This window comes from Streptomyces botrytidirepellens (assembly GCF_003721215.1).
In the GTDB taxonomy this organism is placed as follows: Bacteria; Actinomycetota; Actinomycetes; order Streptomycetales; family Streptomycetaceae; genus Streptomyces; species Streptomyces himastatinicus.
In genome coordinates, this window is record NZ_RIBZ01000320.1 from 19,918 (window position 1) to 43,997 (window position 24,080).

26 protein-coding genes and 1 pseudogene are annotated in these 24,080 nt (G+C 72.4%); 10 read left to right on the forward strand and 17 right to left on the reverse strand.

The window, feature by feature from the left end; all coding sequences use genetic code 11:
- Positions 1 to 73: 73 nt before the first annotated feature.
- Positions 74 to 733: an HNH endonuclease family protein gene (locus EEJ42_RS28045; protein WP_123104196.1), complete on the reverse strand. Its 660-nt coding sequence runs from the start codon at positions 731 to 733 to the stop codon at positions 74 to 76.
- 483 nt (positions 734 to 1,216) lie between these two features.
- Between EEJ42_RS28045 and EEJ42_RS28050 the strand changes: the two genes are divergently transcribed.
- Positions 1,217 to 1,798 carry a TMEM165/GDT1 family protein gene (locus EEJ42_RS28050; protein ID WP_123104198.1) on the forward strand — a complete coding sequence of 194 codons (582 nt, stop codon included), beginning with the start codon at positions 1,217 to 1,219 and terminating at the stop codon, positions 1,796 to 1,798.
- A 45-nt stretch (positions 1,799 to 1,843) separates the two neighbouring features.
- On the opposite strand, the gene EEJ42_RS28055 is transcribed toward EEJ42_RS28050, so the two are convergent.
- Positions 1,844 to 2,497, reverse strand: a complete 654-nt coding sequence (locus EEJ42_RS28055; protein WP_123104200.1) for an HAD-IA family hydrolase — start codon at positions 2,495 to 2,497, stop codon at positions 1,844 to 1,846.
- Positions 2,498 to 2,673: 176 nt separating this feature from the next.
- The gene (locus tag EEJ42_RS28060; RefSeq protein ID WP_123104202.1) at positions 2,674 to 3,987 is read right to left on the reverse strand and encodes a peptidoglycan-binding domain-containing protein; all 1,314 of its coding nucleotides are present in this window, start codon (positions 3,985 to 3,987) and stop codon (positions 2,674 to 2,676) included.
- A gap of 187 nt (positions 3,988 to 4,174) precedes the next feature.
- Here EEJ42_RS28060 and EEJ42_RS28065 point away from each other — a divergent pair, with 187 nt between their 5' ends.
- Positions 4,175 to 6,226, forward strand: a complete 2,052-nt coding sequence (locus EEJ42_RS28065) for an MDR family MFS transporter (protein WP_184503309.1) — start codon at positions 4,175 to 4,177, stop codon at positions 6,224 to 6,226.
- A 56-nt stretch (positions 6,227 to 6,282) separates the two neighbouring features.
- Here EEJ42_RS28065 and EEJ42_RS28070 read toward each other — a convergent pair.
- Positions 6,283 to 6,838: pseudogene (locus EEJ42_RS28070) on the reverse strand (GNAT family N-acetyltransferase).
- Between the two features lie 123 nt (positions 6,839 to 6,961).
- Between EEJ42_RS28070 and EEJ42_RS28075 the strand changes: the two are divergent.
- From EEJ42_RS28075 to EEJ42_RS28085, 3 genes are all read left to right on the forward strand, one after another.
- Positions 6,962 to 7,603 (forward strand): hypothetical protein, encoded by a 642-nt coding sequence (locus EEJ42_RS28075; protein ID WP_123104204.1) that lies wholly within the window; start codon positions 6,962 to 6,964, stop codon positions 7,601 to 7,603.
- Positions 7,600 to 8,085 carry a hypothetical protein gene (locus EEJ42_RS28080; RefSeq protein WP_246097438.1) on the forward strand — a complete coding sequence of 162 codons (486 nt, stop codon included), beginning with the start codon at positions 7,600 to 7,602 and terminating at the stop codon, positions 8,083 to 8,085. Before EEJ42_RS28075 ends, EEJ42_RS28080 begins: the two co-directional genes overlap by 4 nt.
- A 156-nt stretch (positions 8,086 to 8,241) precedes the next feature.
- Complete coding sequence (locus EEJ42_RS28085; RefSeq protein WP_123104208.1) at positions 8,242 to 8,781, forward strand: GNAT family N-acetyltransferase; 540 nt, start codon at positions 8,242 to 8,244, stop codon at positions 8,779 to 8,781.
- A gap of 4 nt (positions 8,782 to 8,785) precedes the next feature.
- Here the strand turns inward: EEJ42_RS28085 and EEJ42_RS28090 are convergent, their stop codons facing one another.
- The 3 genes from EEJ42_RS28090 to EEJ42_RS28100 form a co-directional block, all read right to left on the reverse strand.
- Positions 8,786 to 9,517: a DUF1775 domain-containing protein gene (locus EEJ42_RS28090; protein WP_123104210.1), complete on the reverse strand. Its 732-nt coding sequence runs from the start codon at positions 9,515 to 9,517 to the stop codon at positions 8,786 to 8,788.
- Between the two features lie 69 nt (positions 9,518 to 9,586).
- Positions 9,587 to 10,177, reverse strand: coding sequence for a sigma-70 family RNA polymerase sigma factor (locus EEJ42_RS28095; RefSeq protein WP_123104212.1), 591 nt, complete (start codon positions 10,175 to 10,177; stop codon positions 9,587 to 9,589).
- A gap of 59 nt (positions 10,178 to 10,236) precedes the next feature.
- On the reverse strand, positions 10,237 to 10,899 hold the full coding sequence (locus EEJ42_RS28100) for a hypothetical protein (RefSeq protein WP_123104252.1): 663 nt from the start codon (positions 10,897 to 10,899) through the stop codon (positions 10,237 to 10,239).
- 186 nt (positions 10,900 to 11,085) lie between these two features.
- On the opposite strand from EEJ42_RS28100, the gene EEJ42_RS28105 reads away from it, so the two are divergent.
- From EEJ42_RS28105 to EEJ42_RS28115, 3 genes are all read left to right on the forward strand, one after another.
- Complete coding sequence (locus EEJ42_RS28105) at positions 11,086 to 12,522, forward strand: PepSY-associated TM helix domain-containing protein (protein WP_123104214.1); 1,437 nt, start codon at positions 11,086 to 11,088, stop codon at positions 12,520 to 12,522.
- Between the two features lie 179 nt (positions 12,523 to 12,701).
- Positions 12,702 to 14,009: an ammonium transporter gene (locus tag EEJ42_RS28110; RefSeq protein ID WP_123104216.1), complete on the forward strand. Its 1,308-nt coding sequence runs from the start codon at positions 12,702 to 12,704 to the stop codon at positions 14,007 to 14,009.
- Complete coding sequence (locus EEJ42_RS28115; protein ID WP_009718330.1) at positions 14,006 to 14,344, forward strand: P-II family nitrogen regulator; 339 nt, start codon at positions 14,006 to 14,008, stop codon at positions 14,342 to 14,344. The genes EEJ42_RS28110 and EEJ42_RS28115 overlap by 4 nt, the downstream gene beginning before the upstream one ends.
- 24 nt (positions 14,345 to 14,368) lie before the next feature.
- Here the strand turns inward: EEJ42_RS28115 and EEJ42_RS28120 are convergent, their stop codons facing one another.
- From EEJ42_RS28120 to EEJ42_RS28145, 6 genes are all read right to left on the reverse strand, one after another.
- Complete coding sequence (locus EEJ42_RS28120) at positions 14,369 to 15,559, reverse strand: NAD(P)/FAD-dependent oxidoreductase (protein ID WP_123104218.1); 1,191 nt, start codon at positions 15,557 to 15,559, stop codon at positions 14,369 to 14,371.
- A complete protein-coding gene (locus EEJ42_RS28125) occupies positions 15,556 to 15,756 on the reverse strand; it encodes a ferredoxin (protein ID WP_123104220.1) in 201 nt (66 codons plus the stop codon). Before EEJ42_RS28125 ends, EEJ42_RS28120 begins: the two co-directional genes overlap by 4 nt.
- 23 nt (positions 15,757 to 15,779) lie before the next feature.
- The gene (locus tag EEJ42_RS28130) at positions 15,780 to 17,024 is read right to left on the reverse strand and encodes a cytochrome P450 (protein ID WP_123104222.1); all 1,245 of its coding nucleotides are present in this window, start codon (positions 17,022 to 17,024) and stop codon (positions 15,780 to 15,782) included.
- Between the two features lie 100 nt (positions 17,025 to 17,124).
- Positions 17,125 to 17,838, reverse strand: a complete 714-nt coding sequence (locus EEJ42_RS28135; protein WP_123104224.1) for a sensor histidine kinase — start codon at positions 17,836 to 17,838, stop codon at positions 17,125 to 17,127.
- Positions 17,835 to 18,572 carry a response regulator transcription factor gene (locus tag EEJ42_RS28140; protein ID WP_123104226.1) on the reverse strand — a complete coding sequence of 246 codons (738 nt, stop codon included), beginning with the start codon at positions 18,570 to 18,572 and terminating at the stop codon, positions 17,835 to 17,837. The genes EEJ42_RS28135 and EEJ42_RS28140 overlap by 4 nt, the downstream gene beginning before the upstream one ends.
- Positions 18,573 to 18,646: 74 nt before the next feature.
- On the reverse strand, positions 18,647 to 19,069 hold the full coding sequence (locus tag EEJ42_RS28145; RefSeq protein ID WP_123104228.1) for a hypothetical protein: 423 nt from the start codon (positions 19,067 to 19,069) through the stop codon (positions 18,647 to 18,649).
- 121 nt (positions 19,070 to 19,190) lie between these two features.
- Here EEJ42_RS28145 and EEJ42_RS28150 point away from each other — a divergent pair, with 121 nt between their 5' ends.
- A complete protein-coding gene (locus tag EEJ42_RS28150; RefSeq protein ID WP_123104230.1) occupies positions 19,191 to 20,087 on the forward strand; it encodes an arginase family protein in 897 nt (298 codons plus the stop codon).
- A gap of 32 nt (positions 20,088 to 20,119) precedes the next feature.
- On the opposite strand, the gene EEJ42_RS28155 is transcribed toward EEJ42_RS28150, so the two are convergent.
- The 4 genes from EEJ42_RS28155 to EEJ42_RS28170 all read right to left on the reverse strand — a co-directional run bounded on the left by EEJ42_RS28155 (position 20,120) and on the right by EEJ42_RS28170 (position 23,480).
- Positions 20,120 to 20,446: an antibiotic biosynthesis monooxygenase family protein gene (locus EEJ42_RS28155; protein WP_123104232.1), complete on the reverse strand. Its 327-nt coding sequence runs from the start codon at positions 20,444 to 20,446 to the stop codon at positions 20,120 to 20,122.
- A 49-nt stretch (positions 20,447 to 20,495) separates the two neighbouring features.
- Complete coding sequence (locus EEJ42_RS28160) at positions 20,496 to 21,905, reverse strand: oxygenase MpaB family protein (protein WP_246097440.1); 1,410 nt, start codon at positions 21,903 to 21,905, stop codon at positions 20,496 to 20,498.
- A 98-nt stretch (positions 21,906 to 22,003) separates the two neighbouring features.
- Positions 22,004 to 22,717, reverse strand: coding sequence for a polyprenyl diphosphate synthase (uppS, locus tag EEJ42_RS28165; protein WP_281291521.1), 714 nt, complete (start codon positions 22,715 to 22,717; stop codon positions 22,004 to 22,006).
- A gap of 352 nt (positions 22,718 to 23,069) precedes the next feature.
- On the reverse strand, positions 23,070 to 23,480 hold the full coding sequence (locus EEJ42_RS28170) for a DUF2000 domain-containing protein (protein WP_123104238.1): 411 nt from the start codon (positions 23,478 to 23,480) through the stop codon (positions 23,070 to 23,072).
- A 67-nt stretch (positions 23,481 to 23,547) separates the two neighbouring features.
- On the opposite strand from EEJ42_RS28170, the gene EEJ42_RS28175 reads away from it, so the two are divergent.
- A partial coding sequence (locus tag EEJ42_RS28175; RefSeq protein WP_246097439.1) for an AraC family ligand binding domain-containing protein occupies positions 23,548 to 24,080 on the forward strand: 533 nt, incomplete at its 3' end.

A 24,080-nucleotide genomic window follows, 5' to 3' on the forward strand; every position in this document is an offset into this window, starting at 1 on the left:
CGTCCGTACCGTACGCGTCGTACGGTACGGAACGTCGGAGGCGGCTTCGCGGTTCCGCTGGGTGGTCAGCGCATCAGCAGCCGCTCAGGATGTCGCTCAGCTTGGCCTTCTCCGCCGAGTCGACGTTGAGCTTGTAGGCGGACTTCACCGAGACCCACATGCGCGCGTACATGCAGTGGTACGACGCCAGCGGCGGCAGCCACTCGGCCGGGTCCTTGTCGCCCTTGGCCTGGTTGACGTTGTCGGTCACGGCTATCAGCTGCGCGTGGGTCAGGTCGTTGGCGAGGGCCTGGCGCTGGGCGGTGGTCCAGCTGCTGGCGCCGGACTTCCACGCCTCGGAGAGCGGGATGACGTGGTCGATGTCCACGTCGGAGGAGGCGGTCCAGGTCTCGCCGTCGTACGCGGACTTCCAGGTGCCGCTGGTGGCCGCGCAGCTGGAGTTGGTCTGGACGTTGGTGCCGTCGCGCTTGAGGACCTCCTCGCGGGTGTTGCAGGAGCCGTTCTGGGTGATCCAGTGCGGGAACTTGTCCCGGCTGTAACCGTCGGACGACCCCTCGGCCTTGACCGTCAGCGCGGCCAGCTGGGTGCGGGCGGTGGCGGCGCTCGGCGGGGTGGGTGGGGCCGCCTCGGCGGACGGTCCGCTGAGCATCAGCGTGCCCAGCAGCCCGGCGAACCCGCCGAAGACGGCGGCGCGACGCGCGTAGACGCGCCTACGGTCGTGCATGTGCGACATGCGAACTCCCTAGGAGTGGGGGGTCGTTGGCCACGCCAACGCGGCCATCGTGGTGGCGCCGGGTGGACGTGGGGCAGGCGCCAGGTAACAGAGTGGCGACGCGGTCATGTCAACGCAAGGGGCTTCAGAAAGGAGGCGGGGCGCGGGATGCGCTCCGGAGCCGCCGTCGCCCGCCGCGCCGGGGCCGTGTGCCCCGCCGCGTCACCCCCGTCGCCGCTGGTGGTGCCCCCCGGGCAGGACGCGCGGGAGGCGTCCCGTAGGCTGGTCGGCAGCAGAAGGGGAGTAGCTCCTCGCCGGACCGTCGACATACTGCCCGCCCCTCGAGGTGCGGGCCGGCGCCCGGAGCGTACGAGGCGGCCGCCGCATCAGGCGGGTCGCGTACGCCAGCGAGACCTTCGGCCGCAGTGTTCGACGCTGCCGTGCCGAAGCGACCCCTTTCCCCGGGCCCCTCGGTGCGGCCCGACCCTATGAGGTATCCAGCCCGTGTTCAGCTTCACCGTCGCCGCCGTGGTCTTCGGCGTCGTCTTCCTCGCCGAGCTGCCCGACAAGACCGCCCTGGCCGGGCTCATGCTCGGCACCCGCTACCGCGCCTCGTACGTCTTCGCGGGCGTCGCCGCCGCCTTCGCCCTCCACGTCGGGATCGCCATCGCGGCGGGCAGCGTGCTCGGCCTGCTGCCGCACCGGCTGCTCCAGACGGTCGTCGGCGTGCTCTTCCTCGGCGGCGCGGCGATGCTGCTGCTGAAGAAGGACGAGGACGAGGAGGAGATCAGCAAGCCCGCCGACCAGTCCTTCTGGAAGGTCGCCGGGGCGGGCTTCACGCTGATCCTGGTCGCCGAGTTCGGCGATCTCACCCAGATCATGACCGCCAACCTCGCCGCCCGCTACGACGATCCGCTGTCGGTCGGCGTGGGCGCGGTGCTGGCCCTGTGGGCGGTCGCGGGGCTGGGCATCCTGGGCGGCCGCACCCTGATGAAGCACGTACCGCTGCGGCTGATCACCAAGGTCGCGGCGCTGGTGATGCTGGCGCTGGGCGGCTTCAGCCTGTACGAGGCGGTGGCGGCGTGAGCCGCTGAGCCGGGTGTTTTACGGGTGCCGGGGCGCGTCGGGGCGTCAATCCGCGACGTGCAGCCGCAGGCCGCCGTCGCCGGGCAGCGCCTCGACCCGCACCTGTGCCAGATCCGTCACGTGGGCGTCCGGGGCGTGGGCCGCGGCGCGCGGCCCGACGCCGACCACGCGCATCCCGGCCGCCCGGCCCGCTGCGATGCCGACCTCCGAGTCCTCGAAGACCACGCAGTCGTGCGGCGCGAAGCCCAGTTCGGCGGCGCCCTTCAGAAAGCCCTCCGGGTCCGGCTTGCTCGCCCCGACCCGCTCCGCCGTCACCAGGACGGCGGGCAGCGGCAGTCCGGCCGCCCCCATCCTGGCCCGGGCGAGGCCGTCGTCGGCGGAGGTGACGAGGGCGTGCGGCAGGCCGTCGAGCGCGGCCATGAAGGCGGGTGCGCCGGTGATCGGCACGACGCCGTCCAGGTCGGTGGTCTCCCGTTCGAGCATCCACCGGTTGTCGGCCAGGTTCTGTTCCACGGGCCGGTCCGGCAGCAGCGCCGCCATGGTGGCGTGCGCCTGGCGGCCGTGGACCACCTTGAGCACGGCGTCGGGGTCCAGTCCCTGGTCGGCGGCCCAGATCCGCCAGTAGCGCTCGACCACGGCGTCCGAGTTCACCAGCGTGCCGTCCATGTCGAGCAGCAGGGCGCGGGCGGTGAGCGACATGGGGGACTCCAGGGCGCGGCGGGAGGCGGACAGGGCGCGGGCAGGCCAAAGAGACACAAGTGGCTCCGCCCGCCGGTCAGGGAAAACGGGCGGAACCACTTTGTTCCTCCACGATACAAAGCGGTCCGCCCGTACGCCAGGGGCCGGGGGTGTCTTTCGACACGGCCCCCGCTTTTCTACGGCTCGTCGGTGCGCGCCTCCAGGTCCCGGCGGGTGTTCTCGCCGTAGACGCCCTCCGGGTCCCCCTTGATGTCGTACCGGACCTGGTACGCCACGACGGCGTTCTTCACCGCGTCGTCGTACTCGCCGTCCGCGGTGCCGATGAACAGCAGCAGCTGGGTCAGCCGCTTCTGGAGCTCGGTGACCTCGGCCCCGCTGTCGCCCTCGCGCAGCACCGGCGGGCCGGTGGGTTCGGGGGTCTTCGAGGGTTCGGTGGACGGCGGCTTGGTCGGCTGCCGCGGCTTGTCCGGTGTGCTGGGCCTGTCCGGCTCCGGTGGGGTGGTCGGACGGGTCGTGGGCGGCGCCGAGGGCGTACGGGGCGCCGGGGGCGTCGCGCGGTCCTGGTTGCGGCTCGCGCTCGGCGGCTTCGCGGGGGACTGCGAGGCGCTGGGCTTCTTGCTCGGCGTGGAGCGGCGGGACGGGGTGGCGCCCTCGTCCTCGGTCGGCGGCTCGTCCGGGACGCTGGTCTGCGTATCGCCGAGCGCGCTGTCGCTGCGCTTGCCGCCGCCGTCCTTGCTGCCGCCCAGCAGGCCGGTGGTGAACGCCAGCGTTCCGGCCACGACCACCGCGGCGGCCCCCGCGACCGCCGTGGCGACGGGCTTGCGGCGGTTCTTGCGGCGGCGGCCACCGCCGCCGTCGGAGCTGCTGACGGTCTCGCTGCCGGACCCGCCACCGTGCCCCTCCCCGTGGGCGGCTCCCGTGACGGGCCCCGTGACGGATCCCATGGCGGAGCCCGTGGCTCCTCCGGCGGCCGTCCGGGCGGCGCTGTCGCGGCGGCCCGCCGCGGTGATGCGGTCGATCACCCGGGTGCGGTCGACGGGACCGCCGGGCGTGATGCGGTCGACCGGGGTGATGGGCGCGATGCGGTCGATCACCTGGGTCTCGTCGGCGGCGTCCCCCGCCGCGCCCGGCCGCGGTCCGGGCTCCTGGCCGCGCTGCGGTCCGGATCCCGCGTCGGCGGGTTCCGCCGCGGCGGGTTCCGCCTCGCCCTTCGACTTACGGAAGAACTTCCCGACGTCGCGCGGGCGGGGTCCGCTCCCGCGCTCGCCGGAGAGCCTGAGATACGGACGGACCGCGCGCGGCTGGTCGTCGGCCCGTGGGGCGGCCGCCCGGGCGCCGGTCGTCTGGTCGTCGGTGGTCTGCGCACTGGTGTCGCCGGTCGCGGGCCCGGCCGCCGGGCCCGCGGTGGTGGCGCGTGCGGCGCACGCACAGCTGGGTCGGCCGTTCGCGCGGAACGGTGCGTAGCAGTGCGGGCAGGAGTCTGCCGTCACGAAATTTCCCTCCCTGTAATTCGCTGCGATTATGCGCATCTGATCGGCTTCCGCGCATGCGTTCGTCGTCAGGAGGGGTGCCGGGTGCGTCACGGACGCACCCGGCCCGGCCGACCGTAACAGGGCATAAAGGGCGCGTTGGGGAGAGGATGGGAGGGCGAGCAGCCGAGGAGTCCGAGGAGTCGTCATGGCGCAGGACGCCGGCCGCCCGGCTCCGGTCCCGGACCCCGTGGTTCCGGGCCCCGAGCAGGGGCGGCCGAAGCGCACGGTCCTGGTGGCCATCGGCGCCCTGCTGCTCGGCATGCTGCTCGCGGCGCTCGACCAGACCATCGTCTCCACCGCGCTGCCGACCATCGTCAGCGACCTCGGCGGTCTCGACCACCTGTCCTGGGTGGTGACCGCGTATCTGCTCGCCTCCACCGCCGCCACCCCGCTGTGGGGCAAGCTCGGCGACCAGTACGGGCGCAAGAAGCTCTTCCAGGCCGCCATCGTCATCTTCCTGGCGGGCTCGGCGCTGTGCGGGCTCGCCCAGAGCATGGGGCAGCTGATCGCCTTCCGCGGGGTGCAGGGGCTGGGCGGCGGCGGGCTGATCGTGCTGTCGATGGCCATCGTCGGCGATATCGTCCCGCCCCGTGAACGCGGCCGCTACCAGGGGCTCTTCGGCGCCGTCTTCAGCTTCACCAGCGTGCTGGGGCCGCTGCTCGGCGGGCTCTTCGTCGACCACCTCAGCTGGCGCTGGGTGTTCTACATCAACCTCCCCGTCGGCGTCGTCGCGCTCCTCGTCATCGCCTCCGTGCTGCACATCCCGGTCGGCCGCACCCGCCACACCATCGACTACCTCGGCACCGGCCTCATCGCCGCGGTGGCCGCCGCCCTGGTGCTCATGGCCTCGCTCGGCGGCGTCAGCTTCGGCTGGGGGTCCTGGCAGATCCTGGGGCTCGCGGCGCTCGGCGCCGTCCTGCTGGTCGCGTTCGTCCACGTGGAGCGGCGGGCCGCCGAACCGGTGCTGCCGCTGAAGCTCTTCCGCAGCCGCACCTTCACGCTGTGCGCGGTCATCGGCTTCGTCGTCGGCTTCGCGATGTTCGGCAGCCTGATCTACCTGCCGACCTTCCTCCAGGTCGTCCAGGGCGTCTCGCCGACCCTCTCCGGCGTCCACATGCTGCCGATGGTCCTCGGCATGCTGCTGTGCTCCACCGTCTCCGGCGAACTGGTCAGCCGCACCGGCCGCTACAAGGTCTTCCCGATCCTGGGCACCGCAGTGACCGGCATCGGGCTGCTGCTCCTGCACCAGCTGCGCGAGACCAGCGGGGTCGTCGAGACCAGCCTCTACTTCTTCGTCTTCGGCTGCGGGCTCGGACTGGTCATCCAGGTGCTGGTGCTGATCGTGCAGAACTCGGTCAGCTACCAGGACCTCGGCGTCGCCACCTCCGGCGCGACCTTCTTCCGCTCCATCGGCGCCTCCTTCGGCGTGTCCGTCTTCGGCTCGATCTTCGCGGGCAACCTCACCCCCAAGATCGCCGACGCGCTCGCCGGGCGGCCGCTGCCGCCGGGCATCACCCCCGGCGGGCTCGCCGCCGACCCCCGCGCCCTCGGGCGGCTGCCACCGGGCGACCGCGCCGGGGTGGTGCACGCGTACGCCCTCTCCATCACCGACGTGTTCCTCTACGCGGTCCCGGTCGTGCTGCTCGCGTTCGTCCTCGCCTGGTTCCTGCGGGAGGAGCCGCTGCGCGCCAGCGTCACGGCGCCCGAGGGCGGCGAGGTCCTGGCCAGCAACCCCGTCGAACGCTCCTCGCACGACGAATGCGCGCGGGCCCTGTCGCTGCTGGGCAGCCGCGAGGGCCGCCGGAAGGTCTACGTCGACATCACCGAGCGCGCCGGGCTCGACCTGCTCCCGGCCGCCAGCTGGATGCTGCTGCGCATCCTGCACTACGGCTCCGTCGAGCCCGCCGTCCTGGCCGAGCGCACGCCCGTACCGCTGCGGGCCATCCTCGGCGCGGCGCGCCAGATCGAGGAACGCGGGCTCGGCGCGCGGTACGGGCTCGACCTGACCCTGACTCCCAAGGGCCGGGAGGTCGCGGAACGCCTCTTCCGGGCGCGCGAGGCGTCGCTGGCCGAGCTGCTGGGCGACTGGTGGTCACCGGACCGGTCGACGGATCTGGTCGAGCTGGTGGACGAGCTGACGCGGGAGATGTGCGGCTCGGACGCGGAGCGCCCCTGGCGCCGGGAGCCGCCCCCATGAGCCGTACGGCGCCCCCCGTGAGCCGTACGGAGTCCCCGTGAGCCGTACGGCGTCCGTCACACGAGGTCCTTGGCCATCCACACCTCGGCGTACGGCCCCTCGCTGAACGCCGGTACGTCCCGGTAGCCGTGGCGTGCGTACAGCGCCCGCGCCTCGACCAGATCGCGCCGGGTGTCCAGCACGATCCGTACGACGCCCAGCTCGCCCGCGGCCGCGTCGATGGCGGCGAGCAGCGCGGCGCCCCCGCCGAGCCCGCGCTTGCCGGGGCGCAGGAACACCCGCTTCAGCTCGGCGGTGCGGGCCCTGCCCGGTGTGGCCGTCCTGTCGCCGCAGGCCCGCGCACCCGGCCGCGTCGCCGTTGTGATGCGCCACCAGCAGCACCCCGTCGGGCGGGGTCAGGTCGTCGCTGGGCATCTCCCGCAGCGCCCGCTCGATCTCCTCGGGCGTCGCGTCGCGCCCCTCGTGCAGCCGGTAGTAGCGGTCGGCCACGTCGGTCATGTACTCGCGCAGCAGCGTGACCGCGACCGGGTCGGTGACGGGCCGCGCGGCGACGGCCCAGGGTGACGGACCGGCGGCGTACGGCGCCTCGGGCGTACGGGGCATGGGCGGCATCCTGGCATCCGCCGGTCAACCACCGCATCGAAATTTGGCACAGTTTGAGCACCGGGGAGCGGGCTACCCGGCGTCGTAGAGCCCCCGAACAGGGGGGCACCTGCGGGAAGGCAGAAGCAGACCATGTCAACTGGCGCGAGCATCATCGTGGTTGTTGCCGCGGTCGTCGTCGCGGCCGTGCTCGCCGCGGGCATCGTGGTACGTGTGCGTGGGGGCGGCGGGAGGAGTGCTCTGCGACGCCACTTCGGACCCGAGTACGACCTGAACGTCGCCGAGCACGCGGGCGACACCAAGGCGGCGGAGCGCGAACTCGGCGAACGGTTGCGGCTGTATCGGGACCTCAAGACCGAACCCCTCTCCGGAGAGCTGCGCGAGCGCTATCTGGCCGAATGGGTGGGCACCCAGGAACTGTTCATCGAGTCCCCGGAGCGCGCGGTGGCCGGGGCGGACCAGCTGCTCGCACGCCTCGCGCGGGACCGCGGCTATCCGTCCGACCGCTACGAGGAGCAGGTCGCGGCCCTGTCCGTGCACCACGCGGACTGTGTCCAGGGCTACCGGCAGATCCACGTCGCGGCCGCCCGCGCCCGTGAGGGCCGGGCCGACACCGAGGAGCTGCGCGAGGCCGTGGTGCACGCCCGGCCCTTCTTCGAGGAGCTGGTGAAACCGCCCCACCACGCGCCCGACAGGCACCAGGGGCATCACGGGCACACCGGTAGGGCGGGCCGGAAGAGCCACGCCTGGCACATCGGGAAGGCCGGTGCATGATGACGGACTACGGCCCCGAGCGGAACACCGGCCCCGAGCGGAACCTCGGCCCCGAGCGGAATGTCGGCCTGGGGGCGGACTACAGCCCCGGCCCCGAGCACACCAACGGCGACCGTCGGCACGGCCTGGAGAAGCACGAAGTGCCGCCTCCGGGCCCACCGATGGGCGGCGGCGGTGTGGAGCAGACGGCCACCCCGGACGGGCCCAGCTTCCCCGTCCTGCCGACGAGCGAGCACGACAAGCTGAACCAGCGTCTGCGGTACGCGGTCAGCAGCTTCGTGGACGCCCCGCGCGGCTCGGTGGAAGAGGCGGACGCCCTCCTCGAAGAGGTCTCCGCCCGGCTGGTCGACCTCCTCGCCGAACGCCGCCACACCCTCCGCGCCGCCTGGCACGAAGGCGCCGCGGGCACCGAGGAGACGGAGGAGCTGCGCCTGGCCATGCGCGGCTACCGCAACGTCCTGGAGCGGCTGCTCAGCGTCTGAGCCCTCCGTCTCCCTCCCCGGGGCCGCCGCCCGGACCTCGCTCCGGGTGGCGGCCTTTTTCGCATGCGCGCGCGGCTGGCCTGGGATGATGCGGCGGTCAGCCACGATGCCACGCCGGACGCACCGCCGGTTCGGCTCCGGGAGAGGAAGCCCGCCATGCCCCCGATAGACCTCCTGACCGCCGAGACGTTCCCCGACAGCGTCAAGGGCCTCGCCGAGGTCCTGGCCGACGCCGTCGGCGACGGCGCCTCCATGGGATTCCTCGCCCCCTTCGACCACGAGGCCGCCGCGGCGTGGTGGCAGGCCCAGGGCCCGGCGGTGGCCGACGGCAGCCTGCTCGTCTGGGTCTGCCGCGACCCGGAGAGCGCGGGCGGCATCGTCGGCACCGTCAGCCTGGCCCTGGCCCGCAAGCCGAACGGACGGCACCGCGCCGAGGTCATCAAGCTGGCCGTGCACCGCGCCGCCCGCGGCCGGGGCCTGGCTCGGGCGCTGCTGGCCACCGCGGAGGCGGCCGCCCGCGCCTCCGGCGTCACCCTGCTGATGCTGGACACCGTGACCGGCAGCCAGGCCGAGCGCGTCTACCTGGCCGACGGCTGGACGCGCTACGGCATCGTCCCCGACTACGCCGCCGACCCGGGCGGCTCGCTGGAGGATTGCAGCTTCTTCTACAAGCAGCTGGCGGAGGCGAGCGGCTGACGGGTCATCCGGCCGAGCGGCGCTGCTTGAACACCCACAGGCCCGCACCCGCGACGATCAGGACGCCGATGCTGATGCCGATCGCGGTGGCGGCGCCCGCGTTGCTGTTCTCCTCCTCGTCCGCCTTCTTCTCCGTCGTGCCGCTGTCGCCGGACGCCTTGTCGCTCGTGCCGGACGCCTTGTCGGACGCCTTGTCCGCGGCGTCCCGGGACGGGGACGGGGAGGGTGACTTCGCCGGCTTGGCCCCGGCGGCCGCCGCCTTCAGTTCGAGGACCGGCGCGGGCTCCTCCGGCTCCGGGCCGTCGCCGGGCAGTTCGATCCAGCGCGAGACCTTGCCGTCGCTGTAGGTCTCGATGGTCTTGAACGCCAGCGACTTCGCGTCGGGCAGCTGCCGCACCTTGACCTTGTGGACGGCGTTCGTCCCCACGGCCAGCTTCGGCCCGCTGAGGGTGTAGCCGTCCTTCGTGGACGTCATCTTCCAGCCCTTGGGCGCCTCGTCCAGCGTGACGTCCCCCGGCGCGATGCCTTCGGGCAGTACCACGCGCACCTCGGTGAAGCCGCCGGACTCCGACTCGGCCTCGCCCGTGAAGGTGAGGACGACGTCCTTGGCCAGCGCCTGGGCGTTGGAGGCCGTGACCTCCGCATGGGCGGAGGCGGGCCCCGCGAACGCGATCGTCGCGGCGATCGCGGCGGCGCTCACGGCACCGAGACGGCGCATCGTACGCACAGTTGACATCGGACAGACTCCTCACAACAGATGACAGATAGTGAAATGTGTCAGCGGATAGCTGTCGGCAGATAGCTGTCAGCGGGCAGCTGTCAGCGGATAGCTGTCCTCGGCCGCCCGCAACAGCGCGGTCATGTGCTCGCGGGCGCGGGACACCCGGGACCGCACCGTCCCCACGGGGCAGCCCGTGGCCGAGGCGGCGTCGGCGTAGGGGAGCCCGAGGAGCTGGGTGAGGACGAACGCCTCGCGGCGCGGGGCGTCCAGCGTCGCCAGCAGTTCGAGCAGCGCCACGCCCTCCTCGAAGCCGGGCAGCCCGGTGGGCTGCGCCCGTTCGGCGACCGTCCACCAGTCGGTCGTCTCGGCGATACGGGGGCGGGCCGCCGCGGCGCGGTAGCGGTCGGCGACCGCACGACGGGCGATCGACAGCAGCCAGGTGCGGGCGCAGGAGCGCCCGGCGAACCCGGGCAGCCCGGCCAGCGCCCGCAGATACGTCTCCTGGGTCAGGTCGTCGGCGCCGTGCACATCGCCGCTCAAGTGGACGACGAAGCGCCAGACGTCGAGATGGGTGGCGCGGATGAAGTGCTCGACCGCGTCCGCGTCGCCGTCGCGGGCGGCCAGCGCCCATGCGGTGATCTGCTGATCGCGATCCGGTACGAGGGCAGGGGTCATCGCCTGAGGTCCTCCGGGAAGTCACGGGCTTCCGCCCGTCACCGGTCGCGACAGGCGGGTCAGATGCGCACGAGACCCTCTGGCGGACCTCTCCGGGCGACCACGTAGTGCAGCAGCGCCGCGCGCAGCGCCCGCCCCGCCCCCGGCCGCGCCGGAAGGCGACGCACCGGAAGCGGCAGGACATCGGCGCCCAGCAGCCGCAGGACCAGGCGCAGCGGTACGAAGACGGCGGCCGCGAGCGTGCGGCCCAGCCGGAACGCGGCGGCCTCGCCGCACCACAGCCACAGCCCGCACACCAGCGCGGCCAGCGCGTGGGCCAGCAGCATGCCGGGGGTGATGCCGTCCGCCGCCGACGTCATGTGCGCGTCGGCCATCCCGGCCATGCCCGCCATGCCGTGCATGCCGGGGCCGCCGCTCACGCCCCCGCCGTCGTGCTCGCCGTGCCGCATGGGCGCCTGTGTCATCGCGGCGGACTGCGAGAAGTGGAACAGCAGGTGCAGCGCGAGCTGCGCCCCCACCGTCGCCCCGGTCACGACCGCGCCGCCGCGCTGGCGCCCCGTCAGCCACCACGCCGCGGAGGCGGTGGCGAGGAACGCCGCGCCCAGCATCCATCCCGGCACGGCCCCGCCGGACATCACCGCGTGGCCCACCGCCGCCATCACCACGCACACCACCGCGAAGATCGCGGCACGTGTGGTGCGGAGAGCTGGGCCGGGTGTCATGCCGGTCATCGTGTCACCCACCTCGGTCGACGGTGTGAACTCGTCCCAAGTTGATAAAACGCGCACACGTGTGACGCAGGCCACAAAACTCCTCGGAACTCAACCCTCCTCCGCCCCGACTACTGGACGAGTACGCCCCGCACCACGAGTACGCCCCGTACCACCCCCGAGCCTGGAGGGCCGTCCATGTCCACCGACGAACACGTCGCCCCGGCCGACGACGCCGCCGGCGCCGCCGTCGACGACGTGGCCGACCGGGACGCCCCCGCCCGCTCGGCCTGGTCCGTCCTGCGCCCCCTGGTGCTGCGGCTGCACTTCTACGCCGGTGTCCTCGTCGCCCCGTTCCTGCTCATCGCGGCCACCACGGGACTGCTGTACGCGGGCTCCTACCAGGCCGAGAAGCTCGTGTACGGCCATGAGCTGCGCGTCCCGGCCGGTGACATCAAGCTGCCCCTCTCCCGGCAGATCGACGCGGCCCGCAAGGCCCATCCGGAGGGCACGATCAGCGCGGTGCGCCCCTCGCCGGACGACACCGCCACCACCCGGGTCATGCTCTCCGGCGTGAAGGGGGTCGCCGAGGGCCACACCCGCGCCGTCTTCGTCGACCCGTACACCGCCAAGGTGCGCGGCGCGCTGGAGCAGTACGGCAGCACCGGCGCGCTGCCGCTGCGCACCTGGATCGACGAGTTCCACCGCGATCTGCACCTCGGGCAGAGCGGCCGCCTCTACAGCGAACTCGCCGCCAGCTGGCTGTGGGTGATCACCGGTGGCGGGCTGCTGCTCTGGTTCGCCCGCCGCCGCCGTAACAAGCGCACCCCCGACACCGCTCCCGCCACCGGCCGCCGCCGCACCCTGGCCCTGCACGGCGGCCTCGGCGTCTGGGTGGCCGCGGGGCTGTTCTTCCTGTCCGCCACCGGGCTCACCTGGTCCACGTACGCCGGGGCGAACGTCACCGACCTCCGCGCCGCGGTCAACCAGTCCACCCCGGCCGTGGCTTCCGGCCTCACCGGTGAACACGCCGGTCACGGCACCATGCCGGGGATGGACATGGGCGGTTCGGACGGCGGGCACCGGACCACCGACGTCGGCTACGACACCGTGCTGAAGGCCGCCCGGGCGAAGGGCCTGGGCGACCCGGTGGAGATCGTGCCGCCGTCCGGCCCGAGCGCCGCGTACACGGTCAGCCAGATCCAGCGCAGCTGGCCGGAGAAGCAGGACGCGGTCGCCGTCGCCCCCGCCACCGGCGAGGTCACCGACACCGTGCGGTTCGCCGACTATCCGCTGCTGGCCAAGCTCAGCCGGTGGGGCATCGACCTGCACACCGGAATCCTCTTCGGCATCGTCAACCAACTCGCCCTCGCGGCCCTCGCCCTCTCCCTGATCCTGCTCATCGTGTGGGGCTACCGCATGTGGTGGCAGCGCGGCCGCACCGGCGCCTTCGGCCGCCCCCTCCCGCGCGGCGCCTGGCGGCAGGTGCCGGGGTACGTCCTGGCCCCGCTGGCCGTCGGGGCCGCCGTGGTGGGCTACTACCTGCCGCTGCTGGGCATCCCGCTGGCCGCGTTCCTGGCCGTGGACATCGCGGCGGGCCGGATCGCGGCCTGGCGAGCTGCTCAGCGGGCTTAGTCCCCTGCTCCCTGTTCGCTATGCGGACCGCGGTGAGCGAAGGGAAACGCCGACGCAACACGAAACATCGAGGAAACACGTCCGTGCGCAAGTGGAAACGACCGGACGTGAACCTTCCCTGATGGCCATCGAGCACCCTTCGATGCGCGCCATGCCGACTGGGAAGGTGACATATCGACATGCCGACCGGATTCGACGCCGGCGACACCGCCTGGCTGCTGGCCAGCACCGCGCTCGTGCTGCTCATGACGCCAGGGCTCGCCCTGTTCTACGGCGGCATGGTGCGGGCCAAGAGCGCGCTGAACATGCTGATGATGAGCTTCGTCTCCATCGCCGTCGTCACCGTGATCTGGCTGCTCGTCGGCTACAGCCTCGCGTTCGGCAAGGACCTCGGCGGCGCCGGGCTGCTCGGCGGCCTCGAGTTCGCGGGGATGCGCGGGATCGGCCCGACGGACCTGACCGGGTCGGTGCCGACGTTGCTCCACGCCGCCTTCCAGCTCACCTTCGCCATCATCACGGCCGCACTGATCAGCGGGGCGATCGCGGACCGGGCCCGGTTCGGGGCGTGGGTGGCGTTCGTCGCCGTGTGGACGCTGCTCGTATACGTTCCGGTGGCGCACTGGGTGTTCGGGCCGGGCGGCTGGATCCTGGAGAAGCTCCAGGCGCTGGACTTCGCGGGCGGCACCGTCGTGGAGGTCAACTGCGGGGCCTCCGGGCTGGCGCTGGCGCTGCTGCTCGGGCCGCGGATCGGCTTCAAGAAGGAGGCCATGCGGCCGCACAACCTGCCGCTGGTGCTGCTCGGCGCCGGGCTGCTGTGGTTCGGTTGGTTCGGGTTCAACGCCGGGTCGGCGATGGGGGCGAACGGCCTGGCGGCCGCCGCGTTCGTCAACACCCAGGCGGCGGGCTGCACCGGGCTGCTGGGCTGGCTCGTGGTCGAGAAGGTCCGCGACGGCCACGCCACCACCCTCGGCGCCGCGTCCGGCGCGGTGGCCGGGCTGGTCGCGATCACCCCGTCGTGCGGCTCCGTGGGCGTCGCCGGGGCGCTGCTGATCGGGCTCGCGGCCGGGGTGCTCTGCTCGTACGCGGTGGGCTGGAAGTTCCGCTTCGGCTACGACGATTCGCTCGACGTCGTCGGCGTTCACCTGGTGGCCGGGATCGTCGGCACCGTGCTGATCGGCGTGTTCGCCACCTCCGCGATGACCGACGGCCCCACCGGACTGCTGTCCGGCGGCGGCGTGGGACAGCTGGGCAAGCAGATCGTGGCGGTGCTGGCGGTGGGCGCGTACGCGTTCGTCATGACGTACGGCATCGGGAAGCTCATCGACCGGACCATGGGCTTCCGGGCGTCGGAGGAGGACGAACGGTCCGGACTCGACCTCGCCGTCCACGCCGAGAGCGCCTATGATCACGGGGTTCTGGGCCACGGCGTGCCGCAGAACGCCGTCCACCGCCCGCCGCACCACCCGGACAGGACCCCCACCCCATGAAGCTGATCACGGCGATCGTCAAGCCGTTCAAGCTGGACGATGTGAAGACGGCGCTGCTGGAGATCGGTGTGCAGGGCCTCACCGTCACCGAGGCCAGCGGCTTCGGTCGGCAGCGCGGCCACACCGAGGTCTACCGCGGCGCCGAGTACCGCATCGACTTCGTGCCCAAGGCGCGCATCGAGGTGGTCGTGGAGGACGCCGAGGCCGACGCCGTCATGGACGCCATCGTGAACGCCGCCCGCACCGGGCGGATCGGCGACGGCAAGGTGTGGGCCGTCCCCGTCGACGACTTCGTGCGCGTCCGCACGGGGGAGCGGGGACCGGACGCGGTCTGACCCGCGTCCCGCCCCCGCGAGGCGTCACACCGCCGTCGTGGCCCGGGACACCGTGTCCGCCCACCGCGCTCCGGCGGCGATCGACTGCCGCCAGCCGCGCAGCACCTTGGGCGACACGCCCACGGCCAGCACCCCGGTCAGCCGGTCCCCGCGGCGGTACGCGGCCAGGAACGCCCCCTCGTCCAGGGAGCCTTCGACCACGGCCACCTCCTCGTGGCCGCGCAGATGGCCGTACGCCTGGATCCGCAGCCCGTACTGGTCCGACCAGAAGTACGGCACCGGCGCGAACGGCCGCCGCGCCTCCGGGGCCGGGGCGAGCAGATTGCGGGCCGCCGCCATGCCCTGCTCGGTGGCGTTCGTACGGTGCTCGATCCGCATCGCCGTGCCGAACAGCGGGTTGTGCCAGCACGCGACGTCCCCCGCGCCGTAGACACCGGGCGCGGCGGCGCTGAACTCGTCGCACTCCAGCCCGTTGCCCAGCGCGAGGCCGCTGCCCTCCAGCCACTCGGTGTTGGGCACCGAACCGACCGCGACCAGCACCTCGTCCGCCGCGACCAGGCCGCCGTCCGCCAGCCGCACCCCGCCGCCGGTCACCTCGGCCACCGTGACCCCGGTGCGCAGGTCCACGCCGTGGTCGAGGTGCGCCCGCGACAGCACCCGGCCGACGTCCTCGCCGACCGCGGGCGCCAGCGGCACCGGCGCCGGTTCCAGCAGGGTGACCTCCGCGCCCAGCCCGCGCGCCACGGCGGCGGCCTCGGCGCCGAGGAACCCGGCGCCGACCACCACCAGCCGCGTCCCCGCCGTCAGCCGGTCCCGCAGCGCCAGCGCGTCGTCCAGGGTGCGCAGCACATGGCAGCCCCGCTGATCGCCGGGCAGCCGCCGCGGCCGTACGCCGGTGGCGACGACCAGCCCGTCGTACGGCACCTCGGCCCCGTCGGCGAGCGCGACCGTACGCCCGGCCGGGTCGAGCCCGGTCGCGGCGACGCCGAGCCGCAGGTCGAGCCCGAGCGCGTCCAGCTGGTCCCGGCCGCGCAGCGGCAGCCGTCCGGGATCCCACCGCCCGTCGAGGATCTGCTTGGACAGCGGCGGCCGGTCGTACGGGGGGTGCGGTTCGTCGCCGACGAGGGTGACGGTGCCGTCGTACCCCGCCCGGCGCAGCGTCTCCACCGCCGCGAGCCCGGCGGCGGAGGCGCCGACCACGACGACGCGTCTCACGCCTCCTCCACCACCCGGATCGCCGCCGCCGGGCAGATCAGCGCGGACTCCCGTACGTCGTCGTGGAGTTCGGCGCCGGGCCTCTCGTCCAGCAGCACGACCATCCCGTCCTCGTCCCGCTGGTCGAACACATCGGGTGCGATCATCACGCACTGTCCGGACGCGACACACTTGGGAACATCGACTTCCACTCGCATGGTGACTCCCTTGACTCCTTCGCTCACGCGTCCCAGGTGACGGGCAGCTCGTAGACGCCGTACACCAGGCCGTCGTGCTTGTACGGCAGTTGGTCGGCGCCGGTGGCCAGCCGCAGGGTGGGGATGCGGCGGTAGAGCGTGCCGTAGACGACCTGGAGCTCCACCCGGGCGAGCGGCTGGCCCAGGCACTGGTGGACGCCGAAGCCGAACGCCATGTGGCGGCGGGCGTCGCGGCCGATGTCCAGCCGGTCGGGCTCGGGGAACAGCTCCGGGTCCCGATTGCCGGTGCCGGTGTAGATGATGATGCCGTCCCCGGCGCGGATGGTTGCGTCGCCGACCTCGATATCTTCCAGCGCGACCCGGCCCCGCCCGTTGTGCACGATGGTCAGGTAACGCAGCAGCTCCTCCACGGCCTTGGCGACCACCTTCGGGTCGTCGGTCTCCCGCAGGACGGCGAGCTGGTCGGGGTTCTCCAGCAGGGCGACCGTGCCGAGGGCGATCATGTTGGCGGTGGTCTCATGACCGGCGATCAGCAGCAGGACGCCCATGCTGGCGGCCTCGCGCCGGGTCAGCTCACCGCTCCTGACCCGGGTGGCCAGCTCGGAGAGCATGTCGTCGGCGGGCTCGGCGAGTTTGACCCCGAGAAGCTCGTCCAGATAGTCCGTCAGCGCGTCGCTGGCGCCGATCATGTCCTCGGCCGACGAGTATCGGTTGATCATGAGCGAGCTCTTCTCCTGGAAGAACTCGTGGTCCTCGTACGGCACCCCGAGGAGCGTGCAGATCACCAGGGACGGCAGCGGCAGGGCGAACGCGCTCACCAGATCGGCCGGGGCGGGCCCGGCCAGCATCGTGTCGATCAGCTCATCGGTGATCCTCTGGATGGACGGCCGCAGCGCCTCGACCCGCTTGATGGCGAACGGCGCGGTGACCATGCGGCGGATCCGCGCGTGCTCGGGGTCGTCCATGGCGATGAAGGAACGGCGCCGCCGGGCGTTCTCGCGGAAGCCCGCGTTCGGGTGCGGAAAGCCGGGCAGCGTGGACTGGGAGCTGACGCGCGGATCGGCGAGCAGGGCGCGCCCGTCGGCGTACCGGGTCACCAGCCACGGGGTGCTGCCGTCCCACATCCGCACCTTCGCGACCGGCCGTTCGGCGTGCAGCGCCTGCGCGGCCGGGGGCGGGTCGAAGGGGCATCCGGACGCCCGCGGCATCGGGTACGCGGGAATCGGCTCGTCGGAGTGGGGCGTGGTCTCTGCCAGCGTCTCGGTCATGTCTCTCCTCGGGTGGGGGATTCCGACAGGAGCGGAGCGTGAACCTGTGTGCACCGGGGACGTGATGACCAGCGAACCCCGCCGACCTGACGCCGCCCGGTCAGTTGCCTGACGAAACGCTGACTGTGGGCAAGGCCACAGTGACCGTCGTACCGCGGTCGGGCGCGCTGCTCACGGCCACCTCACCGCCGTGCAGGTCGACCACCCGCCGCACGATGGTCAGCCCGAGGCCGCCACCCGGTTCGCTGTGGTCGTCCTCCTGGTACGGCGTGGTCAGCCGGGCGATCGCCCGCGGGCCCATGCCAGGGCCCCGGTCGCCGACCGACAGTTCGACCCGCGGCTCCCCGCCGGGCCCGCTCGCCGGGCCGCGCACGGCCACCGTCACCGGGGAACCGGCGGGGGTGTGCTGGAGCGCGTTGCCCAGCAGATTGCGGACGGCGTGCCGCAGCAGCCGGGCATCGGCGACGAGCGTCGCCGGGCCGGAGTCCTCCCGGGCGATGGGACGTTCGGGATCGAGCAGCCCCAGGTCCGCGACCGCCTCGTCGGCCACGTCCCGCAGATCCACCGGCTCCAGGTGCGGCGGCCGTTCCCAGGTGGCGTGCGCATGGGGGAACACCCGCTGGATCCCCTCGTACATGTGGTCGGCCTCGTCCTGGATCCGCCGCAGGGCGCGCACCATCAGCTCGGGGTCGTCGCTGAGCCCCTGGAGCGGGAGTTCGGCCCAGCCGCGGATGGTCGTCAGGGAGGTGCGCAGTTCGTGCAGCAGCACCTCCACCCGCTGCTGCCGCTCGTCCCCACGCAGATTGTCGTTCATACGGCGGTGAGTCGGCCGAGCCAGTAGCCGAAGCCACGGCGGGTGTGGATCAGCGCCGGTTCCGCCTCGTCGACCTTGTGCCGCAGCCGGGAGATCAGCTTCTCGATGGCGTTGTCCCCGTAGCTCCGGTGGTCCTTGAACCACAGGTGCTCGCCGATCTGCTCCTTGGACACCACCCGCCCGGCGTTGACCAGCAGATAGCGCAACAGCCGGTACTCGGCCGGGGTGAGGTCCAGCGCGCGGCGGCCCCGCCGGGCCTGCCGGGTCGTGTCGTCCAGCACCAGATCCGCGTACCGCGGCGGCTCCTCCTCCCGCACCCCGCGCCGCCGCCCGCGCAGCAGCACCTGCACCCGGGCCAGCACCTCGGCGATCCGGAACGGCTTGGTCACGTAGTCGTTCGCGCCGATGCCCAGCCCCGTGACCAGCGAATCCAGCGAGTCGCGTGCGGTGAGGAAGAGAACCGGCGGATGGTCCTCGTCGGCCGCCACCAGCCGCCGGCACACGGTGAACCCGTCCAGATCGGGCAGCATCACATCCAGGATCACCAGATCCGGCCGCTCCCGCCCCACCCGGTCCAGCGCCTCGCCCCCGGTGGCCGCGGTGCCGACCTGATACCCAGCCAGCTCCAGGGTGGTCGAGAGCAGTTCGGCGATCCTGGACTCGTCGTCCACGACCAGAATGCGCTGCCCGTCCCCGCGGGCGGGCACCGGCTTCTCGCTGACACTCCCGTACACGAGAAGACCCTAGTTGAACCTCCCACTTCACGGCACCGGTGCCCTGACCCCCACCGATGACTTCAGGACAGGGTTCACCCACCGTCCGGTGGACGCACCCACGGGGCGAAACGCTGCCCCGGGGCAGAGTCCGGCCGCCAGTACCGCAGAACGGTTTCGTGGACGATCTCCAGCCGCTCCGCGGCGACGAGACCGGTGGCAGGCTCCTCGCCATGCGCGTCCGCTTCGAAGGCCAACAGGGCGCCCGGCGGTTCACCTAGCCGTCGTGTGATCGTCTCCAGCTCACTGGGCGTTGGCGCGCGGAAGACCGGGTCGTGAAACATCGTCGGGCAGCTGACGAAGGCCGGCTCGCCGAAGACGAGTTCCAGGCCGTGGTGGTAGGTGAGGTCGTGCCCGGCAGCCAACCGGAACTGGTGGGTGTCCCAGGCAATGACCTCCCAGTCCCACCAGGGCCCCTCGGGGAGCCGGACGGCGGTGTGCTGGTGCTCGGCGCCCACCGGAATCCCCTCATCCCGCGAACTGGTGGTGGGCAAACGTATCGTGTTCGTCCGTGGCGGGACGAGGTTCCTTCTCCCTGATGCGGTGGACCGTGCCGTCCCGAGCGGCCAGGATGGCGGGATGCGCCGCATTGTCGTCATCGACGCCCCCTCCAACCTCGGCCTCCGGCCGCCGGGCGACGGGACCGTGCCCGGGTGTTACAAGCTGGCGGGTGCCCTGCGGGAGCAGCGGGTGGTGGAGCGGCTCGGGGCGGTCGAAGGTGGCGTCGTCGTGCCGCCCCGCTATGACCGCGGTGACTGGCGCGAGGGCGACGGCGTGTTCAACGCCGGGGCCATCGCGGCGTACACCCGCAAGCTCGCCGACCGGATCGAACGCCACGTCCGGGCGGGGGACTTCCCGGTCGTGCTGGGCGGGGACTGTTCCATCCAGCTCGGCGCCTCGGTGGCGCTCCGCCGCATCGGGCGGTACGGACTCGCCGTCATCGACGGCTCCTCGGACTTCCGGCATCCCGGGAACTCCGACCGGATCGGCGCGGCGGGCGGCGAAGAGCTGGCCCTCGCGACCGGCCGGGGCCAGGCGGACCTGACGGACATCGAGGGGCTCCGCCCGTACCTGAAGGACGAGGACGTCCAGCTCCTGGGGATCCGGGAGTACGACACGGAGCGGGCCGAGCTGACCGCGTTGAAGATCGCGAACATGACGGTCGAGGAGATACGGAAGCGGGGCGCCGAGGAAGCGGCGGACACGGTCCTGCGGAGCCTCGAAGCGCCCGCGACCGAGGGCTTCTGGGTGCACCTGGACGCGGACGTGCTGGACCCGGCCGTGATGCCCGCCGTCGACAGCCCCGACCCCGGTGGCCTGCTGCCCGAGGAGCTCGGCCCGCTGCTGCGGGTCCTGGTGCGGTCGGAGCACTGCGTGGGCCTCAACCTCACCATCTACGACCCCGACCTCGACCCCGACGGCTCCTGCGCGGCCCTCCTCGCCGATCTGCTCCAGACGGCCTTCACCCACGGCTGACCGCGCGATCAGCCGTGGGCGCGGAGGCCGCCTCAGCCCTGCTTCGGGGAGGCCTGCTGGACGACCTCGAAGGACCACAGGGTGGAGCCGGACGCGGCGGGCTTCTGCTGCGGGGCGTCCTCGCCGCCGCGCTGGTGGGCCGCCTTCATCGGGCCCTCCATCCACGCCTGGAAGTCCTCCTCGCTGCGCCAGCGCGTGTAGACGAGGTACTGGTCGGTGCCCTCGACCGGGCGCAGCAGTTCGAACCACTCGAAGCCGTCGGAGTTCTCCACGGTCCCGGCGCGGGAGGCGAAGCGCTTCTCCAGCACCTCGCGCTGCTCCTCGGGAACGGTCAGCACATTGATCTTGACGATGCTCATGGGCCCATCCTGCCTCATCCCCGACCGAGGGCGGTGTCTCCTGAGCGGCTCACGGCTGGGCGAGCAGAGGGTCGTAGGCCGTCGATCGTCGGCGGCCGGACATGAAGGACAGGAAGTCCCCGATGAAGGCGCCGCGCGTGTAGGTACGGTCGGTGCCGACGGTGTCGCGGTGGAACGCGGTCCGGAACAGCGTCCGGTATTCATCTGCGTCGATGTGCTGGTCGCCGTCCTTGTCCGTGGCGTCGAAGAGGACCTCGGCGACCTTGATCAGTGCGGGTCCGGCCAGGGAGGGAACGGCGGTGGCGTACTCGCGGGCGCTGACGCGGCCGTCACCGTCGGTGTCCAGTGCCGTCTGGAGTTCACGCCACCAGTCGGCGTAGGCGTTGTAGAGCCTTGTTTCCTCGGGCTCGTCCAGATCGAGGCGGGTGGACAGTTCGCGGGCCATGGCGGCGAGGTCCGGCCAGTCCAGGTACCCGTCGCCGGTCTGGTCGAGTACCTCGCGGAAGAACTCCTCCGCACTGCGTTCGGTGCCGGTACGGGAGACGGGTTCCGGTTGCGCAGGGAGAGGCGTGATGAGCCGGATCAGGGCACCGGCCCGCCTCATCTTGTCGTGCAGGGCGGTGACCGCCCGAGCCCGCGGGTCGTCACTGCCGGGCGAGAGAGCCAGCAGGTCGGCGATGGCGTCAGCCCGCATCCAGCCGTCCGGCAGGAACCGGGTCAGACCGACGACCAGGTAGGCCCCCTGCATCAGGGTCTGGGCACCGGGCATCTCGGGCAGCCCGGCACGCCGGCGGAAGGGTTCCGGGAGCGAGGCAACGGTGATCGTCCCGATGAGCGGGCCGACGACGGCCCGGCCGGTGGCCCACAGTGTGGGCAGCCCGCCCAGCAGGGCCGGAGCGGGCAGATGGTCGAACAGCTTGTAGAGGATGATCCGCATCGCCTCGGTGTTCTCCAGCTCCTGGGCCACCACGTGGTCGTAGTAGGGCCAGAACTCGGAGAGGGTGGGCGGCAGGTGACCGGACTCGTCCCCCATGGCGGCCAGGTACGCCTGGAACTCGGCGTACAGCCTCTCCATGGCGTGCTGCTCAAGAGGCTGTCCGCTCAGTCGGCACATGGTCACGGTGCTCTCGAACATGGTCGCCACCACCCAGGCCCGTACAGCGGGGTCCATCGCGCTGTAGGGCCGGTCCCGCGGGTCGGTTCCGTTGAGCCGTGCGTGGAGGCGGTTCAGTCGTGCCGCCTCCCGGAGCCGTACCTGTTCGTCGTCACCGAACATGCGCTGCAAGCTGCGGAGGGTGTTGCGCAGCCGTCGCCACGGGTGGGCGACGAAGGTGGAGTTGTCGATCAGCGCGGCGCCGATCTGCGGATGCGCGGCCTCCAGCACGGTCGCCCGGACCATGGCCAGCGCCCAGCGCGGATCGCCCACGAATTCCTGGAACTGCGAGCCCGCACCGAACAACGGCTCCTGTCCGTTCGCCGCGCTCGGCCGTGACGTACCGCCGTCGAACTCGGTCGCACCGTCCTGGGCGCTGTCGGGGTGTCCGCCGTCTGCGATGGTCACGATCGGGAGTCTCCGTTCCGCTCGGGCGGCACGCCACCGAAGCGGCGATCGCGTTCCCGGTAGGTGTGCAGGCATTGGAGGAAGTGCGGCGCGCGGAAGTCAGGCCACAGCACTGTCGGGAAGACCCATTCCGCGTAGGCGACCTGCCAGAGCATGAAGTTGGAGATGCGCTGTTCCCCCGAGGTTCGGATGACCAGGTCCACATCGGGTGTGTCAGGGAAGGGCAGATGGGCGGCGAAACTCCGCTCGTTCACCGCCTCGGCCGCCACACCCGCGCGGATCAGTGACCGCGCGGCCGCGACGATGTCCCCGCGCCCGCCGTGATCGAACGCGACGGTCAAGGTCATACCTCGATTGTCGCCGGTCAGTGTCATCACGTCGGCGAAGTCGCGTGCCAGCGCCCGAGGGATCCTCGGGTCGCTCACCCCGAGGAAACGGCAGCGGATCCCCCGCGCATGCAGCAGCGGCGCGTGCTTGCGCACCACCCCGCGCACCAACCGCATCAAATAGTCGACCTCGGAACTCGGACGGCTCCAGTTCTCGGTGGAGAAGGCGTACAGGCTCAGCCACTCCACGCCCGCGGTCCGGGCCGCCTCGATGACGTCGATCACGGTCGTCTCCGCCGCCCGATGACCTGACGTACGCGGCAGCGACCGCTGGGCCGCCCACCGACCGTTGCCGTCCATCACACATGCCACGTGACGTGGCACCCTGAGCGACCGGTCACCGTCAGCGAACCGCGACGCGGGGGTGGGATCGGCGAACGCATCGCCCGCGGTGTGCCCAACTACCACGCCAGCCCCCCGGCTTCCGACCCAACACGGCGATCGCACCCGAAGCAGAGTGCCAGCCCCCGAGCCCGAATGCCGCGCCAGAACCACGCATTCACCCTTGGAACTGTTGCCCGAACCCATCGGCGTCGTTCGGTGACCGCCCCACGGGCTGCGAGCGCCCAGCGGTGCTGCGACGAGGTCGTGCACAACGGCGATGTCCCGGTGAAACGGCGCGCCCCCGCCCCGACTCGGGGCGGAGGTGGTCCGCGCCGGTCGGGGCAGGCGCCGTTCAGCGGTGCAGCCGCAGGCCCCGCGTCACCTTGTCCACTTGGCTGCGCGGGCCGTAGAGGGCGAGGCCGACCAGGTTGAGGTCGGGGGCCTCGACGGTGCGGACCGTGGCGCGGTTGTCGTCCTCGTTGTCGGTGCCGAACAGCTCCTCCGTGTAGAGGGCCGTCGGGAGGGCGCGGGTGAGGGCGCGGCTGTGGGCGCGGAAGAGGCCGGGGGCGTCGGCGGCGTAGACGAGGACCGGTTCGCGGAACATCGGGAGGTACGTGTTGCCCGAGGCGTCCTCGTACGGCTTGCCGACGATCTCGTCGGTGGCGTGGGAGAGCCCGCTGGAGAGGAAGGCCGTCACGTTCAGCTTCTGCCAGTCGGCGAGGTCGTCCCGGACGATGACGGCGATCTTGGTGTCGAATCGCATGCCGTCACCTTCGCCCGGCCCCCGAGGCCCCGTATTGAACGCTGGTGCGAGACGGCAGAATGGGGTGATGGGCGGAGGCGGTGCGGCGGGCGGCGGGGGTTCGGGGGACTGGGCGCGGTACTGGCGTGACCCGGAGCGGTCCGTCGAGGCCATGCACGCGCACTTCTTCAGTCATCGTTTCCATCCGCACAGCCACGACACCTACTCCTTCGCCGTCACCGAGATCGGCGCGCAGCGCTTCCGCTGCCGGGGCGCGCTGCGCACCAGCGGGGCAGGCATGGTGATGGTGTTCAACCCGGACGATCCGCATGACGGGGAGGCGGCCGCCGAACTCGGCTACAAGTACCGCATCATGCACATCGGCCCGGATGTGATGCGGGGCGTCCTCGCCGACGCGGGAGGCGGCGGGGACGGGCCGGTGCCGCTGCCGCTGTTCGACCAGCCCGTGCTGGACGACCCGGTCCTGGGGCGCGCCCTGTTGCGGCTGCACACCGCCCTGGTCGACGGCGCCGGTCCGCTGGTCCGCGACGAGCGGCTGACCGCGGCCGTCGGCGCGATGGTGCGGCGCAGCGCGACCCGCCCGGTGCGGGCCAGGGCGCT